Here is a 16,412-nt window from a genome sequence, read left to right as displayed (position 1 = left end):
GATCAAACATGCGTTTATTCAAACTCAGCCGCAACGGGGTGCTTCTGATTGCTGCAATCACGACTGGGCTGGCGGCAGCCTGGTTTGCGCGCCGCTATATCCAGGACCATATCCGGGCCCTGGATGAACAGGCCAAAGTGACTACGGTCAGCCGCATCGTGGCCGATTACGATTTACCCGAAGGGCTGCGACTGGAATCATTGCACCTGGCGGTCACGCAAGTGCCGGTCCGCTGGGCGCCCAGCGGCAGTGTGCCTCCGGAAGAGGCCGGCAGCATCGAAGGCAAAGTGATTACCACGGCGCTTCGCAAAGGCGATATTCTGCTGCGCGCGAACGTGGCATCGGCCAGGCACCAGGCTTTTTCGCAAAAAGTGCGGGCGGGTCGGCGCGCCATTACCATTCCGGTGGATGCCATCAATTCGGTGTCGGGCATGCTGGTGCCCGGCGATCTGATTGATCTGTATGTGTCATTCGAATATCGCAGGAAAAAAATCACCGCACCGTTGCTGCAGGGCGTGCTGGTGCTGGCGACAGGCGGGGAAAGCCAGATGAATAAACCGGCAGAGGATGCTGCCGGCACGGGCTATTCGACCGTCACGCTGGATACCTCGCCTGAAGAAGCAGCAAGGCTGGTGGCCGCGCGGCAGGCCGGCACGCTGACGGCATTGCTGCGCCATCCACAAGACGCACAGGCCAGCAACAAAGGTGTGCAGGGCGATCTGGCTACTTTGCTGGGCATCGCCAGGCCCCTGGCAATGTCGCGGCAGCGTCCTGCTGTGATCTACGGCAATCAGCCGCAACAAATCTTGCCTACACTCGCCGGCGCGACCACAGTGGTGGTGCCGGATCAGTCCAGAGGCCTTTTTGAACTGCCCGACAGCGAAGAGATTGTCAGCGCCTGGATCAAGTCGCTGCCCAACGCCGAAGGTGCCATTCAGTCCACTCGCACGCAGGATACGCCATGAAATCATCTTCTGTTCTTCCCTTTTCTCTGGCTATACTCAGCGGCGTCGTGCTCCCGTCGGGCGCTTACGCTCAGGCAAGTTCTGACATTGTTTTGCAGGCCGGTGACGTCAAAGTCTTGCCATTTACCGATCTGGCGCGGGTGGCGGTCGGGGACGGAAAAATCATCAATGCCGTGACCGATGGGGAAAATGAATTGGTGCTGTTTGCCCGCGAAGCGGGGCAGACCGTGCTCAATATCTGGGACAAACACAATCAGAGTCGTCAATTTCACGTACAGGTGCGGGCAGCGGGCGAGCAGAAACTGCAGGATCAGATCCGGCGCATGCTCAATTCTATCGGCAGAATCCGCAGTACGCAGGTGGGCGACAAAATAATTGTCGAAGGAGACGATCTGAGCGATGCAGATCGCGAACGATTACGGGTACTGGCCCGGCATTTTCCGCAAATCGTCGACATGACCAGCCAGATCGGCTGGGATCAGATGGTATTGCTTGATGTGCAAATTCTGGAGTTGCCGCGCAACGTCCTGCAGGACCTGGGCGTCAAATGGGGCGGCAGCGCCGGCGGTCTTGCCATGGGGGCGGTTTGGGATACAGGATCGTCACGGTTTGCGGCCCGTCCCGGTGACAGCGTACTGGCCATTCCTTTCAAGGCGACCGCACCGGCGGGGTACTTCGGTCTGAACGCATTGCTGTCGGCCTCTTTACAGGCCATGGCCCAGGAAGGGCAGGCGGTCGTGCTGGCGCAGCCCCAGTTGATGGCGCGCAGTGGCGCCACCGCAGAATTTCTGGCCGGGGGCGAAGTGCCTTACGTCACAACGGATAGGAACGGACAGAATCAGACCGTGTTCAAACCGTACGGGGTCAGTCTGCACATCACGCCACGCATCCAGAAAAACGGTAATGTGCGTTCCAAAATCGATGTCGAGGTCAGTTCGGTGGATGCCTCCATGGCCGTTAATGGCGGTCCGGCGCTTAAAACCCGACGCACCTCAACCGAGTTCAACGTGCAGTCCGGCCAGACACTGGTGCTGGCCGGGTTTATATCTCGTGACCAGTTCCGCAATGCCGACAAATTGCCCGGCGTGGGTGATCTGCCTATTCTTGGCGCGCTCTTTCGTTCCAACCGCTTTCAGCGTAACGAAACGGAACTGGCCATCTTTGTTCGACCGGTAGTGGTGTCGGCCGACCATCATGATTTGCAGCAACGCGCGGCACGATCGCGGGCCATAATTGATAAGACCTTCGGGCAGACGCCCGTGCTGAACATGCCAGTAAATGCCGTTACGCCGACGATGTCCAATACTGCTGACGGCTCGTCGCCCCAAGCGTATCCGATACAGGTGCCGCCGGGGCAGTCGTGGCATTTTTCTCGGGAAAGACCGGCCGACATCCATGAGCAGCGTAATCCACACAGGGCCATTGTACCCATCCGCGCACGGCAGTCCCGATGGAAGCCGGTATTGCGTTTGCGCTTGCCTGATTTCGATGACATTGTCAGAGGGAGTGCAAAGTGATTATTCTGGACATGCAATTTGAAGACGGCGCAGGTCAGCGTCAACAGTTCGCATTGCCCGCCATGATCGGCAGGCAAAAGGACTGCGCGATCCATTTGCGCAGCTGGCGTGTGGCCAAGCAGCACGCGCGTCTGCTTCGTCGGCACGTCGGGGTGTTTCTTGAGGACTTGGGATCGTTGGCCGGGACGGTTGTCAATGGCCTGCGTATCACGGAGTACGGGCCGCTGACCCTGGGAGATGAAATACTCATTGGCCCGTGTCGTATGATCGTTCAGGATATAGGATGGGGTGATCGCGCCGACATGCAGTGCAACCCTCCGGACCTGCTGGGTAGCAACAAAAGCGATGAGACTGCTGCCATGCATCCTTCAGGTTTGGATCCTTCAGAACCACGGTTACAGCGATCACGGGAGGGGGCTGTCGCTGAGGCAGCGGCGACATCTGAACTTATAGCGCGGCAAGCCGGCGAAGCTGATACGGGTAGTCTATCTTTATCCAGGGTTCGCGCTGATCAAGCGGCAATCCCGGACACGCAGCTGCCTGCTGTCCGTGCCCGGCATCTTCAGTTGCAACTGCATTCGCGCCTGTTGCAGGCGCTGGATTTGCGTCGCAAGGATGTATCGCAGATGTCCGATGAAGCGTTGCGCCTGGAAGCGGCCGGTATGCTTGATCGCATCCTGGCAGAAGATCTGACACTGTCGCCTGATATCAACCGGGAACGTCTCAAGCAGGATGTGCTGAACGAAGCGATCGGCCTGGGGCCGTTGGAACCCTTGCTGGCCGATCCGGCGGTCACTGAAATCATGGTGAATAGATACGATGAACTGTATATTGAAAAATCGGGCCGGCTGACGCGTCATGCCGGTGCCTTCAGTAGCGAACAATCGGTGCTCAGTGTGATTGAACGTATTGTGGCGCCCCTTGGGCGGCGGATTGATGAAAGCTCGCCGATGGTCGATGCCAGACTCAAAGACGGCTCGCGGGTCAACGCGATTATTCCCCCTATAGCCTTGCGCGGAGCCAGTCTGACTATCCGCAAGTTTCCCGATTTTCGGCCGGGCATGAGCGACCTGTTGCGTCTGGGGTCGCTGGATTCGGCCATGCAGCAGTTTCTTGAACTGTGCGTGGCCAATCGCATGAATCTGATTGTCTCCGGTGGAACGGGCTCAGGTAAAACCACCTTGCTCAATATTCTGTCCAACTGCATACCCGAACACGAGCGCATTATTACGATCGAAGACGCCGCCGAATTGCGACTGAATCATGAACATCTGGTCTCGCTTGAAGCGCGGCCCGCCAATACGGAAGGTAAAGGCCAGATCGTGATTCGGGACCTGGTCAGAAATGCTCTGCGTATGCGCCCCGACAGAATTGTGGTGGGCGAGTGCCGGGGCGCTGAGGCCTTCGACATGCTTTCGGCGATGAACACCGGCCACGAAGGCTCTCTGACAACCCTGCATGCGAACAGCCCCAGAGATGCACTGGCCCGCCTGGAAACCATGATTCTGATGGCGGGCATGGCGTTGCCACTTGCTGCCATTCGCGAGCAAATTACCTCAAGCATTGACTTTATCATCCAGCAAAGCCGGCTGTCTTGCGGTCGGCGAGTCATCACCTCGATTACGGAAGTATGCGGACTGGAAAGCGGCATCATTAAATCGCAGGAAATTTTTAGATTTGATCGCAAGGGAACGGGTGCGTTCGTGGGACAGGGGATGATGCCGGACTGTTTCGATGCCTTGCGCGATCAGGGTGTGAACATCGATATGTCCATGTTCAACCAGCGTACGGCGGTTACGCCGGGCGCCAATACGTTCGTGTCGTCTGCTCACGCGACAATCACCGGTAAAGGGTTTCCAGAGGGTCATGCATCATGATTTGGGTGGCGCTGATCTGTATCATGATTTTTATTGCACTTGTCTTTGTTTTGCTGCAAAGGGTATTTGGCAAAATGCTGAAGGACCGGGAGATGCGCATCAAAACGGAGACCACGCAGCGTCTGCAGGATTTTTTCGTGTTTATCGATCCGTCCGCGTTGTGGTCGGGCCATATCGTGCTGTCGTTTTTGCTGGCGCTCGCTGTTTGGGCAATAAGCGGGCTGTGGTGGCTGGCCGGAATGGTCGGCGTGCTGGTTTTTCTTTTACCCAATCGCCTGGTGCACAGGATGCGCCAGCGGCGCCTTGCACAGTTTGATCGCCAATTGCCGGACATGTTACTGGCACTGGCTGCAGCCCTGCGCGCTGGTGCGGGCGTGCATGCCGCGCTGGCGCGGGTGACTGCAGAAGCGGTGCCGCCGCTGTCCCAGGAGTTCGCGCTCATGCAACGACAGCAAAGGCTGGGCGTGCCGTTCGAGCAAAGTCTGGATCATCTGTTGCTGCGCATGCCCTCGGAGGCGAGCGGCCTGTTTGTGTCGGCGCTGAAGATTGCCAGCCAGAGCGGCGGCAACCTTGCCGAAGCGCTGGAGCGCATCGCCACAACACTGCAGTCCCGCTTGCAGATACAGGACAGAATTCGTTCCCTGACATCGCAGGGCAAGATGCAGGCCTGGGTCATGGCCGGCTTGCCTCTGGTGCTGATGCTGGTCCTGAATGCGCTGGATCCTGCGGCGATGGCAATGATGTGGCACCACCCGGCAGGATGGCTGGTGTTGGGCCTCATTCTTTTCCTGGAAACACTGGGCCTTTGGTTCATTCTGAAAATTGTGAATATTGATGTATAGGAGTAAACGTGATCGTCTGGATAAGTTGCATACTGACCGGTCTGTCATTCTGTCTTTGTCTTTATCTGCTCCTGTCGCCTGCCCGCCGCGTCATCGCGACGCCCCAAGCGTATCAGCAAAGCAGGGCGCTGGTATTGCTGTGGCCCTGGATACACGGACTGGGCCGAACCCTGTTGCCATGGATGCCATGGACCTATCGCACACGTCTGTTGTCGCTCTTGCGTCACGCCGGCCTGGAACGCGACGCGCAGATCGATCATATTGCCGGGATACAGGGTCTGGCTGGCTGCATTGTTTTCGTGTGCGCGGTTGTGTTTCAACGGCATCACGTATTCGGGGATCCGCTGCTCGTCCTGTTTATTTCATGTGTGATGGCGGCAGCGGGATCGGCTCTGCCCCTGTTGTGGCTGCGTGATCGTGCCCAAAAGCGGCAGGATCGGGTATTGCGCGAACTGCCGTTTTTCCTGGATATGACAACCTTGTGCGTAGAAGCCGGTCTGAACCTTCAGGGCGCACTGCATCAAACTGCTGAACTGTGCCCGCCCGGTATTTTGCGAGACGAGTTGCGTTATTGCCTGAGTGAGATGCGTACCGGACGGCCGCGCGTCGAAGCGCTCAGGGCAATGGGCCTGCGCACCGGTGTAGTCGAAGTCAGTCATTGGGTGGCCACGATTGCGCAGGCTGAAAAAATGGGGATGGGTCTCGGTCCGCTATTGCGTTCGCAATCCGAACAACGCAGGCGGGAGCGTTTCAATCGGGCCGAAAAACGGGCACTGGAAGCGCCCGTAAAAATGCTGTTGCCGCTTATTTTCTGTATTTTTCCCTGCACCTTTATCGTGCTGGCCTTTCCTGTCGCCATGAAAATACTGCAATCGGGCCTATAGATGCATACCTGGTCACTTATCACGCTGGATCGTTTTTCCTTGCGCCTGCTGGGGCTGATGGGAAAGCCGGCAATTGATTCTGGCCGTGTTTTTCATTTGGTTCCCTGCAATGCCGTCCACACGTTCGGCATGCGTTTTCCCTTGTCCGTGATTTTCCTGGACGATCAATTGCGCGTGCTCAGGATGATAGAAGCGCTCGTGCCATGCCGGGTTGCATGGCACTGGCGCGCCCGTTCCGTGCTTGAGTTGAAAGCGGGAACCATCCCGGCATCGCAGGCGCAGGACCTTGTTGCATCGCTGTTTACTGGTTCCGCTCCTGACCGTAGTCAATGCTAATGCCCAATCCCAATCCTGAGTCCGGACTACTACGCAGCCTAATCCCAACCTGCCTGGTATTTCCGCAATGCCACAGGACCGTTGTCATCTTTCGAGTTCATAGAACCTGCGGATCGTTTCCAGTGATTGGTCCACAACCGGATCGCGGCGTTGTTTCGCCCATATCACAGATGTAATTGACCGCTGCGAATGCTCGAATTCGATAAAGCGCAGGTCAGGCAGCCCGCACTGTTTCATACAGGCCGGCACCAGCGAGACGCCCATATTCTGAGATACCAGGCTCAGGATACTGAGCCAGTGACGCGTTTCGTCGACGGCCTGGGGAAAGAACCCTGCGCTGATACACAAAGACAGCAGAATTTCATAATAAACGGGCGACACATGACGGGAAAAAAAGATAAACCGCTGGTCGCTGAAATCAGTCAGCGTGGGCGCTGGTTTTTTCAGTATCGGGTTGTCTTTGTGAACGCAAAGCACAAAGGGTTCCGTAAAAATGATCTCGTCCTGCAACTCTGCCGGAACCTGGTTGCTATGGATGAATCCCAGATCGACATGCCCCATGGCGACTTTGTCCACAATGTCGCCCGAGTTGGATTCGGCCAGTTCAATATTGATGTCTTCCCGTCCCGCGCGCAATTGATCCAGCAGCGCAGGCAGGCCGCGATAGACCATTGATCCGACAAACCCGATGCGCAGACGCCCATGGTCGCTTGTGTGTTGCAGCCGATTCTTCAATGACCCGGCATGACTGAGCAGAAACAGCGCTTCCTTATACAGCATGGCGCCTGCCGCCGTGAGACTGACATGCCTGCTGTTGCGCTCGAACAAACGCGTGCCCATTTGGGTTTCGAGCTGACGGATGGCCAGGCTCAGTGGTGGTTGGGACATATTCAGGCGCGCCGCCGCTTTGCTGAAATTGAGCGTTTCGGCGACGGCAACAAAGTATCGAAGCGTGCGAAGATCCAGGTCCATGGCAGTATCTATACATTAAATATATAGATCTAAATAAAAATAGTATTTCCAAATATACATGGTTTTACTTACGCTGTGCACATGAATTTGGATTCAGGAGGGTAGTTACATGGACAACAACAATATTCCCGACAGCCGGGGCAGCAATTTTTTCACACTGGATCCGTTTTCCAGTGCCTTGCTCAAGGCGTATCTGCCCGCGCCGCTGTATGCGCATCTGCTTCCGGTTTTTGACGAACTCGGGGCAGCGGTCGGATCCCGCCTGGATGAATTGGCCGATACGGCGGACAAGAACCCGCCCCAGCTGTCCGTGCGCGATCGCCAGGGGCAGGATGCTCGCGTCATTACAAAGCATCCGGCCTATGTCGAGCTGGAAAAAATAGCCTATGAAAAACTCGGGTTGGCCGCCATGTCGCACCGACCCGGTGTGCTGGGCTGGGATCAGCCCTTTCCGCCCGTGGCCAAATATGCGTTGTCGCATTTGTTCGTACAGGCAGAATTTGGCTTGTGTTGCCCGGTGAGCATGACAGACTCTCTGGCCAGAACACTGAAACGGTTCGGTGACCCGGCCCTGGTCGAGCAGGTCCTGCCGCAAGTGACGGCCACCGATTTTGCCGATTTGCAACAAGGCGCCATGTTTATGACTGAACAGGCTGCCGGGTCAGACGTCAGCGCCACGCAGGTCGTGGCAGAGCCGCATGAAGACGGGCACTGGCGGCTTACCGGCGACAAATGGTTCTGCTCCAACCCAGATGCCGGCTTTGCCATGGTGCTGGCCCGCAGCGAACAGACAGAGGGACTCAAAGGCGTCTCCCTGTTTCTGTTGCCCAAACAACGTCCCGATGGCACGCCAAACCAATACCGGATATTGCGTTTGAAAGACAAGCTGGGGACCCGCTCGATGGCCAGCGGTGAAATCAGGCTCGAAGGCGCATTCGCCTGGCTCATCGGCTCGCGTGGTAAAGGTTTTCAGCAAATGGCCGATATGATCAACAATTCCCGGTTATCCAACGGTATGCGTGCGGCAGGTCTGATGCGCAGGGCGGTGAGCGAGGCGGTGTACTTTTGCAGCAACCGCAAAGCCTTCGGCCGGCGCTTGATAGAGATGCCCCTGATGCAGCGTCAATTAGCCAAGATGATGATGCGCGCCGAGCAGGGCCGTACCGTGATGTTCCAGACGGCTGTTGCGCTGGAAAAGGCCGATGGCGGCGATGAGTTTTCCCGAAACCTGGTGCGTATTCTGACGCCACTGATCAAGTTCCGGGCGTGCCGCGACGCACGGGTGGTGACCGGTGATGCCATGGAAGTGCGCGGCGGTTGCGGTTATATCGAAGAATGGTCGGAGCCGCGTCTCATGCGCGATGCGCACCTGGGGTCGATCTGGGAAGGCACCAGCAATATTGTGGCGCTGGATGTCTTGCGCGCCATTCGCAAGAGTGATGGGCTGGCTGCCCTGCAGACGCATGTTCAGCGTTTGCTGGATACAGGTGTCGCATGCACACAGCCGCTGCAGGCCTTACAGAGGCAGTGCATCGACAGCGCCTTCGCCCTGGCACAAAAGGTGGCAGATGATGATAGTGCTGTCATGGCACGCCAGGTGGCCTCGGCGTTGTATCACGTGATCTCGCTTGCCGGCATGCGCTGGGAAGCGGCTCATGCCGGCCTCGAATCACGGGCTGTCCTGGCCGATCAGGTGCTGCTGCATCGCCTGGCGCCGCGCGATCCGCTCGCGCCAATGCAGCAAGAACAAGACTTGCAGGCACTGATGGCTTACGCCCTGTGATCTGTCCATTTCACTTATTTTAAAAAAAACGCCCGATCCTGATAAGAGGGGCGTGCAACCCGGAGACAAGCAATGAGAAAAATCCTTGCCTATAGTGTGGCGAGCCTGCTGGCCGGTCTGGCAGCCGCCCAGGTGGCAAACGCCGCCGACACCTATCCATCAGAAATCGTCAAACTGGTGGTGCCGTATCCGCCAGGCGGACCGACGGATGCGCTCGCGCGCAGGCTGGCGCAAGGGGCGGGTAAAAAACTGGGGACCACTATCGTAGTGGAAAACAAGGCCGGCGCCAACGGTAATATCGGCGCCGAATACGTTGCCAGGGCCAAACCCGATGGCTACACCATTATGTTTGGTACGTCCGGCCCGCTGGCAATCAACAGCAGCATGTACAAGAAGCTGAGCTACCAGCCGGAGAAAAGTTTTACACCAATTATGAAGATCGGGCATTTGCCCAATATCCTGGTCGTCAATCCCAAAGTGCCGGCAAAAAATGTGCAGGAACTGATCGCTTACGCCAAGGCCAATCCCGACAAGGTGACCTACGCCTCGTCAGGCACCGGCGCGTCTTCGCATCTGGCTGGCGTACTGTTCAATTCCATGGCCGGCACGCAGATATTGCATGTGCCCTACAAAGGAACCGGTCCGGCACTCAATGACTTGCTGGGCGGGCAGGTATCCATGGCCTTTACCGATGTGTTGACTGCGCTTCCGCATATTCACGACCACAAGCTGAACGCGCTGGGCCTGGCCGCCGGCCAGCGCTCCAAGGCGCTGCCCGATTTGCCTACTATCGCAGAGCAGGGGCTGAAGGGGTACGACGTGAGTGTCTTTTTTGGCATCGTCGGTCCTGCCGGCATGCCTGAACCGGTAGTCAAAAAGTTAAATGACGCTTTCCGCAACGCCATGGCCGAGCCCGATATCCAGGCCACGCTCACCAGCCAGGGTATTGTGGAAGCCGATAAAAAAACGCCGCAAGAATTGGCGACCTTTATTCATGCCGAAGTGAACAAATGGCATGACGTCATCAGTAACGCTTCAATCGAGTTGAATTAATTATGACTGCAAGCCCTGTTCCTGCCCAGCCAGCTTCACTGACCGGCACTCGGGTGGTGGATCTGACCCGCGTCCTGGGCGGACCCTACTGCACGCAAATCCTGGCCGATCATGGCGCCGAGGTACTTAAAATCGAACCGCCGACCGGAGACGAAACGCGCGCCTGGGGGCCGCCCTTTATTGAGGATACCGCCGCCTACTTTATGGGAGTGAACCGGAATAAAAAGGGTTTGACGGCGGATCTGACGACAGAGGCCGGGCGGCAGTTTTTGCGGGCGCAACTGGCTAACGCCGATGTACTCATCGAAAATTTCAAACCAGGCACACTGGAGAAATGGGGCCTGGGCAAGGACGAGTTACAGCAAGCCTTTCCGCAGCTCATTCATTGCTGCATCAGCGGCTTCGGCGCAGATGGTCCGCTGGGCGGTCTGCCTGGCTACGACGCCTGCGCTCAGGCGTTATGCGGCTTGATGAGTGTCAACGGAGAAAAAGGCGGCAGTCCGACGCGGGTAGGGCTGCCGGTTGTCGATATGGTGACCGGACTGAATGCGGCGATCGCGGTTTTACTGGCCTTGAACGAACGTCGCTCCAGCGGCAAAGGGCAGTATCTGGATATCTCATTGTTCGATTGCGCTGTCTCTCTGTTGCATCCGCATGCGCCCAATTATTTTGCCAGCGGCAAGGTACCAGGGCTGACCGGCAATGCGCATCCCAATATTGCTCCCTATGAAAGTTTCCCGACAGCCAGCGGCGAGCTGTTTCTGGCCATCGGAAACAACCGGCAGTTTGCGATGCTGTGTGCCGAACTTGGTCGGCCCGATATTGCAGCAGATCCGCGCTTTACCAATAATGCCGACCGTCTGGCACACCGGACACAGTTGCACGATACCCTGTCCTCTGTTCTTGCCGAGCATGACGCAGCGCCGCTTGCCGATCAATTGATGAAGGCCGGCGTGCCGGCCTCACCGGTGAACAATGTGGCTCAGTTGCTTGCGCACCCTCATACGCGCCATCGTCAAATGGTGATCGAGCAGGGTAGCTATCGCGCCATCAACACGCCCATTAAATTATCGCGCACGCCTGGCGGTTTACGCTCGTTGCCACCGGCTTTCGGTGAGCACAACCGGGAGTACGGACTGAAATAATGCTTTCAAACATGGTTTGAAGCGCGCTGTCTAGTGCCGGTATTGCGGATGGTGTAATATGAGTTGAAAAGATCGATGCCCGGCGCATGTGCTATGTCGTTGCTGCATCGCTCGTCCTTATTTTCTTCAACATAATTGCACGAGACAAACATGACATATAAAGCACCTCTTGACGATATTTTCTTCAACCTTAAAGATATGGGCCTGCTTGAACAGGTGCTGACTCTGCCGGGTTACGAAGAAATCAGTGATGACATCGTTGATGCGGTCCTGCATGAGAACGCAAAGTTTGTCCAGGAGGTGGTGGCGCCTACCAATAAAGAAGGAGATCAGCAGGGAGCCAAATGGGATAACGGGCAGGTTACCACACCGGCTTCCTTTGCCCAGGCGTTCAAGGCCTTTGGCGAAGGTGGCTGGCAGGGACTGCAGCATTCTCCCGAGCTGGGCGGACAGGGCTTTCCGAAGCTGATCTCCGCCGCCATTTCCGAAAACCTGAACGCGGCCAATCTGTCGTTCGCCTTGTGTCCGCTGCTGACCGATGGTTTTATCGAGGCGGTCACTCAGGCCGGCAGTGAAACGCTGCAGAAAACCTTTGTACCGCCCATGCTCGAAGGCCGCTGGACAGGCACCATGAATCTGACCGAGCCGCAGGCCGGGTCCGATCTGGCGCTGCTCACCACCAAGGCCATTGCGCAGGACGACGGTACGTATCGCATTTCCGGCCAGAAAATTTTCATTACCTATGGCGAGCACGACCTGGCGGAAAATATTGTTCATCTGGTGCTGGCGCGCACACCGGACGCGCCCAAAGGCGTCAAGGGCATTTCCCTGTTCGTGGTTCCCAAATTCCTGGTCAATGAAGATGGCACGCTCGGCAAACGCAATGACGTCTGGTGCGCCTCCGTTGAAGAAAAACTGGGCATCCACGGCAGCCCGACGGCCGTATTGCTGTACGGCGCAGACAAGGGCGAAGTGGGCGAAGGCGCCATCGGCTATCTGGTCGGGCAGGAAAACTTCGGCCTGCAGTACATGTTCATCATGATGAACGCGGCGCGATATAACGTGGGCATCCAGGGCATCTCCGTATCAGAGCGCGCGCTCCAGCAGGCAACAGCCTATGCGGCCGATAGGGTGCAGGGCAATTTGCTCGAAGGCTCGCCCGGACCCGTGACCATCGACCACCATCCCGATGTCCAGCGCTTGCTCATGACCATGCGCGGGCTGACCGAAGGTGCCCGCGCCATTGCCCTGTACGCGGCCATGTGCAACGATGTGGCCCATCAGCATGCCGATGAAAAAACACGCAAGCAGCATCTTGCGCAGTACGAATATCTCGTTCCCATCGTCAAGGCGTTTTCTACCGAAAATGCGGTCGAAGTGGCATCCCTGGGCGTGCAGGTGCATGGTGGTATGGGTTACATTGAGGAGACCGGCGCGGCACAATACTACCGCGATGCGCGCATTCTGCCGATCTACGAAGGTACCACCGCCATTCAGGCCAATGACTTTATCGGACGCAAAACCTTGCGGGACGGGGGGGAAGTGAGCCGCGGGTTCATCGCCGCCATGTGCGATACGGTCAACGCACTGAACCAGCACCAGGATGACGCCGCGCTCGCCTTTATCGGCGCACAACTGGAAATTGCCGTGCAGGCGTATCAGAACGCGCTGGATGCGACTCTTGAATTTGCCGGCAAGGGCAATCTGCGCAGCGCCTTTGCTGGCAGCGTGCCTTTCCTTATGCTGGCAGGTTATGTACATGCCGGCTGGCATCTGGCCAACGCCGCACTTAAAAGCCGGGCAGGTACGTCCGACATTGGCCGCCAGAAGATCGCCACGGCGGTCTTTTATGCCGCGCATCTGCTGCCAAAATCGCTGGCCCTGTCCTCTGCCGTCAAAGCCGGGGACCAGGTACAGGAAGCGTTTTCAGCGGTATTCTCGTAAATTGCCCAGGAGCTTGCGGGATTTGCTTTAATATTCAAATGGGCTATATCAACATTATCATTTATTCTTTTAGGGAATAAATAATCTTTGACATAATCCGGGTATACCGTCCGATGCGCGGCATCGGACATTCCTCACACTTACCAAGGAGATACCATGAGCACATCACTGCGTTTGGGCGACGATGCCCCCGATTTCGAACAGAATTCGTCCACGGGCCCGATCAAATTTCACGAATATCTGGGCGACAGCTGGGGTGTTCTGTTTTCCCATCCGGCCGATTTCACGCCTGTCTGCACGACAGAGCTGGGCTTTACCGCCAAGCTGAAAGATGAATTTGCCAAGCGTAATGTAAAAGTCCTGGCCGTATCTGTTGACGATGCCGATTCGCATAATAAATGGATCGAAGACATCAACGATACACAAAACACGACTGTCAACTTCCCGATCCTGGCTGACGACGATCGCAAAGTGTCTACGCTGTACGATATGATTCACCCCAACGCCAGCGCAACAGCGACCGTACGGTCGGTTTTCATCATCGATCCGGCGAAAAAAGTGCGTTTGATCATTACGTATCCTGCCAGCACGGGCCGCAATTTCAACGAAATTCTGCGCGTGATCGATTCCCTGCAACTGACCGACTCGCACAGCGTGGCAACACCGGTCAACTGGGAAGATGGCCAGGACGTGATTATCGTGCCTTCTCTGAAAGATCCCGAAGTACTGAAGCAGAAATTCCCCAAAGGCTATACGGAAGTGCGCCCATACCTGCGTACAACGCCTCAGCCAAATAAATAATCCGGCTGATACCGGTGCAGTAAAGCGAACCGCCGCGCTTGCGGGGGTTCGATCAAAACCATGATGCCATTGAATGGTATCTGCCTGAAGCGACGACTCGGTCCGCCCGCAGCCAGATACTGTCCCTGTGTCATGGTTTTTTTATGGGTGATGCGTTCGCGCCGCGGGTAGGAAGCAAATACCACAAAACGGAAAAGTTGAGAAAAAAGCGCTTGCAAAAAATACTGTATAAATGTACAGTATCTCTTATCGCAATGCATAGTCGCGATATAACTAGATTAGGGTCCTAGTTATCCGCCTGCCCTTGTTGAATATCGTTCCAGTCTGGTGTTTTCCAGCATTCAGATTGTCATTTGGCCGGGGCAGGCACCTCTTAACTTCTGGAGATTTTCATCATGACAACCCAAACCCGCAAGCCTGGTGCTCCTGCTTCAACTATATCAGCCTGCCGTCAGTACGACCAGTCCTTTGCCACGCTTTATCGTAAAAAAGACACCAAAATGCATCGTAGCGGTCACTTTCTGGCCGATGTCTGCATGGTCGCCGCCTGGTTTGCGCTGATCCCCGTCATGAATCTCCTGGGTAGCGCTGCCGGACTGGCCTGATGCGAGCCAGGGCCAGGTGTGGTGTGTGCTGCGCATGTCTGTTTGGCGCCGTGCAGGTGCCTTGCGCTTGCTGAGCGACGTCACTGTGCTTGCGTACCGCTAGTGCTTCGTTCGGGCTATTTCGGCCGCTGGTGTTGTTTTTTCATTGAATTCAACAACTTAAATCCCTCGATTCAAGCCAGGCAGCGCCAAAGACTGGCGCTCACGCATCAAATACGTTATACTTGCGAGTTCTATTTATCCTCTGTCGGCAAACGCACCTGAATGGGTCGGTGCAATCACACATAATGTGACGTTATTCTAAACAGCCGTTCATGATGAACCGGAGTCTATTAATGAATCTTATCGAAAAACTCGAGCAGGAAGAAATCCAGCGTCTGACTGGTGGAAATCCCGTAACCGAATTTGCGCCAGGCGACACTGTTGTGGTCAGCGTGAATGTGGTTGAAGGCACCCGCAAGCGTGCGCAGGCGTACGAAGGCGTGGTTATTGCCAAGCGCAACCGTGGTCTGAATTCTTCCTTTATTGTCCGTAAAATTTCTTCAGGCGAAGCCGTTGAGCGGACATTCCAGCTGTATTCTCCACAAATCGCATCTATCGTCGTCAAACGTCGTGGTGATGTACGTCGTGCGAAACTGTACTACCTGCGTAACCGTTCAGGTAAAGCGGCTCGTATCAAAGAAAAATTGGTACGCAAGGCCGATAAACAGGCAACGGCATAAGCAGCCTTGCGCGACTGATTTATTGTGTTCCCCTGATTGTTGCCACCCGGCATTTGCGGGTGTGGCAACAGGGTTGATTAGAGCCGGCACTGCCGGCTCTAATCAATTGCAGCGTTGCCTCGCGCTCTATTTTCCCCACTTCCCATTTCATTTTATTCCGAATACCCCGAAACAATCGTCCGTGCCGTAAAATGGTCGGGTTGATCATGTTATCGATTGCCATAGGACGCTGTTTTGACTGAACCATTAAGAAAGCCCATCACCCCCGGTTTTGACGTACAGGCTCAAAAATGGACAACGGCCAATGAAAATCTGCATGCCATCGCGCCTGCTGCCCTCACGCCGGCATTGATCGAACAGGCTTTCGCGCATTCACTGGTCTGGTCGGCCGATGCGCTTGTGCAGGAATGGAACGAAGCCAAAATTGTGCAATACCAGTCTGAAGCGTATATCGATTCCGCTGTTCTGATGCCGCTGGTTAACGATGGCGGGCAAATTTCAGTTCTGCTCACCAAGCGTTCAGAAAAGCTGTATCACCATCCCGGCCAGATCAGCTTTCCGGGAGGAAGGGTAGAAGAGGGTGATATCAATCCCCAGCACACCGCCTTGCGCGAAACGTTTGAAGAGATTGGGGTGCCTACCCAGTCGGTCACGGTGCTGGGTCAGTTGCCGGAATTTTATACCGGTACCGGTTTTTTATTACGCCCCTATGTCGGGTGGCTCGACGGCACGATTGAAATCAAAACAGACAAGGTGGAAGTGGCCGAAGTGTTCCAGGTGCCGCTGGCGTTTCTGATGGATCCGGCCAATCACCGTTTGCATCATGCCATCCAGCCTGACGGCAAGGAGCGCTATTATTATTCAATGCCCTGGAAGGGGTATTTTATCTGGGGTGCAACCGCAAACGTCATCCGCAATTTTTACCACCGCATGCTGGCGGTGGCGCCTGTCTGATTGCTCTGATAA

Annotated in this window: 15 protein-coding genes; 14 read left to right on the top strand and 1 reads right to left on the bottom strand. The window is 56.1% G+C overall.

Features of this window, described 5'->3' with window-relative positions; all coding sequences use genetic code 11:
* The first annotated feature begins 8 nt into the window (after nucleotides 1-8).
* The 6 genes from cpaB to W822_RS39415 are packed head-to-tail and all read left to right on the top strand — an operon-like array spanning nucleotide 9 to nucleotide 6,421.
* A complete protein-coding gene (gene cpaB, locus W822_RS39440) occupies nucleotides 9-965 on the top strand; it encodes a Flp pilus assembly protein CpaB (protein ID WP_024006240.1) in 957 nt (318 codons plus the stop codon).
* A complete protein-coding gene (locus W822_RS39435; RefSeq protein ID WP_024006239.1) occupies nucleotides 962-2,482 on the top strand; it encodes a type II and III secretion system protein family protein in 1,521 nt (506 codons plus the stop codon). The genes cpaB and W822_RS39435 overlap by 4 nt, the downstream gene beginning before the upstream one ends.
* Complete coding sequence (locus tag W822_RS39430) at nucleotides 2,479-4,359, top strand: TadA family conjugal transfer-associated ATPase (protein ID WP_024006238.1); 1,881 nt, start codon at nucleotides 2,479-2,481, stop codon at nucleotides 4,357-4,359. Before W822_RS39435 ends, W822_RS39430 begins: the two co-directional genes overlap by 4 nt.
* 23 nt (nucleotides 4,360-4,382) lie before the next feature.
* Nucleotides 4,383-5,201 carry a type II secretion system F family protein gene (locus W822_RS39425; RefSeq protein ID WP_253272310.1) on the top strand — a complete coding sequence of 273 codons (819 nt, stop codon included), beginning with the start codon at nucleotides 4,383-4,385 and terminating at the stop codon, nucleotides 5,199-5,201.
* 8 nt (nucleotides 5,202-5,209) lie between these two features.
* Nucleotides 5,210-6,085, top strand: coding sequence for a type II secretion system F family protein (locus tag W822_RS39420; protein WP_024006236.1), 876 nt, complete (start codon nucleotides 5,210-5,212; stop codon nucleotides 6,083-6,085).
* Nucleotides 6,086-6,421 (top strand): DUF192 domain-containing protein, encoded by a 336-nt coding sequence (locus W822_RS39415; protein ID WP_024006235.1) that lies wholly within the window; start codon nucleotides 6,086-6,088, stop codon nucleotides 6,419-6,421.
* Between the two features lie 84 nt (nucleotides 6,422-6,505).
* Here W822_RS39415 and W822_RS39410 read toward each other — a convergent pair whose 3' ends face one another.
* Nucleotides 6,506-7,393: a LysR family transcriptional regulator gene (locus W822_RS39410; protein ID WP_024006234.1), complete on the bottom strand. Its 888-nt coding sequence runs from the start codon at nucleotides 7,391-7,393 to the stop codon at nucleotides 6,506-6,508.
* Between the two features lie 109 nt (nucleotides 7,394-7,502).
* Between W822_RS39410 and W822_RS39405 the strand changes: the two genes are divergently transcribed.
* The 8 genes from W822_RS39405 (at nucleotide 7,503) to W822_RS39365 (ending at nucleotide 16,400) form a co-directional block, all read left to right on the top strand.
* Nucleotides 7,503-9,176 carry an acyl-CoA dehydrogenase family protein gene (locus W822_RS39405; RefSeq protein WP_031243130.1) on the top strand — a complete coding sequence of 558 codons (1,674 nt, stop codon included), beginning with the start codon at nucleotides 7,503-7,505 and terminating at the stop codon, nucleotides 9,174-9,176.
* Between the two features lie 72 nt (nucleotides 9,177-9,248).
* The gene (locus tag W822_RS39400; protein ID WP_024006232.1) at nucleotides 9,249-10,229 is read left to right on the top strand and encodes a Bug family tripartite tricarboxylate transporter substrate binding protein; all 981 of its coding nucleotides are present in this window, start codon (nucleotides 9,249-9,251) and stop codon (nucleotides 10,227-10,229) included.
* Between the two features lie 2 nt (nucleotides 10,230-10,231).
* Complete coding sequence (locus W822_RS39395) at nucleotides 10,232-11,374, top strand: CaiB/BaiF CoA transferase family protein (RefSeq protein ID WP_024006231.1); 1,143 nt, start codon at nucleotides 10,232-10,234, stop codon at nucleotides 11,372-11,374.
* 150 nt (nucleotides 11,375-11,524) lie between these two features.
* A complete protein-coding gene (locus W822_RS39390; RefSeq protein WP_024006230.1) occupies nucleotides 11,525-13,318 on the top strand; it encodes an acyl-CoA dehydrogenase in 1,794 nt (597 codons plus the stop codon).
* Nucleotides 13,319-13,474: 156 nt separating this feature from the next.
* Nucleotides 13,475-14,119: a peroxiredoxin gene (locus W822_RS39385; RefSeq protein ID WP_024006229.1), complete on the top strand. Its 645-nt coding sequence runs from the start codon at nucleotides 13,475-13,477 to the stop codon at nucleotides 14,117-14,119.
* Between the two features lie 395 nt (nucleotides 14,120-14,514).
* A complete protein-coding gene (locus W822_RS39375; protein WP_024006227.1) occupies nucleotides 14,515-14,724 on the top strand; it encodes a hypothetical protein in 210 nt (69 codons plus the stop codon).
* Nucleotides 14,725-15,059: 335 nt separating this feature from the next.
* Nucleotides 15,060-15,446 (top strand): 50S ribosomal protein L19, encoded by a 387-nt coding sequence (gene rplS / locus W822_RS39370; protein ID WP_024006226.1) that lies wholly within the window; start codon nucleotides 15,060-15,062, stop codon nucleotides 15,444-15,446.
* A 234-nt stretch (nucleotides 15,447-15,680) separates the two neighbouring features.
* Nucleotides 15,681-16,400, top strand: coding sequence for an NUDIX hydrolase (locus tag W822_RS39365; RefSeq protein ID WP_024006225.1), 720 nt, complete (start codon nucleotides 15,681-15,683; stop codon nucleotides 16,398-16,400).
* Nucleotides 16,401-16,412: the final 12 nt, after the last annotated feature.

The sequence above is a fragment of the Advenella kashmirensis W13003 genome (genome assembly GCF_000506985.1).
Classification (GTDB): Bacteria; Pseudomonadota; Gammaproteobacteria; order Burkholderiales; family Burkholderiaceae_B; genus Advenella; species Advenella kashmirensis_A.
Note: the sequence above shows the minus strand (reverse complement) of the source record. Positions and strands in the feature narration are given on the sequence as shown.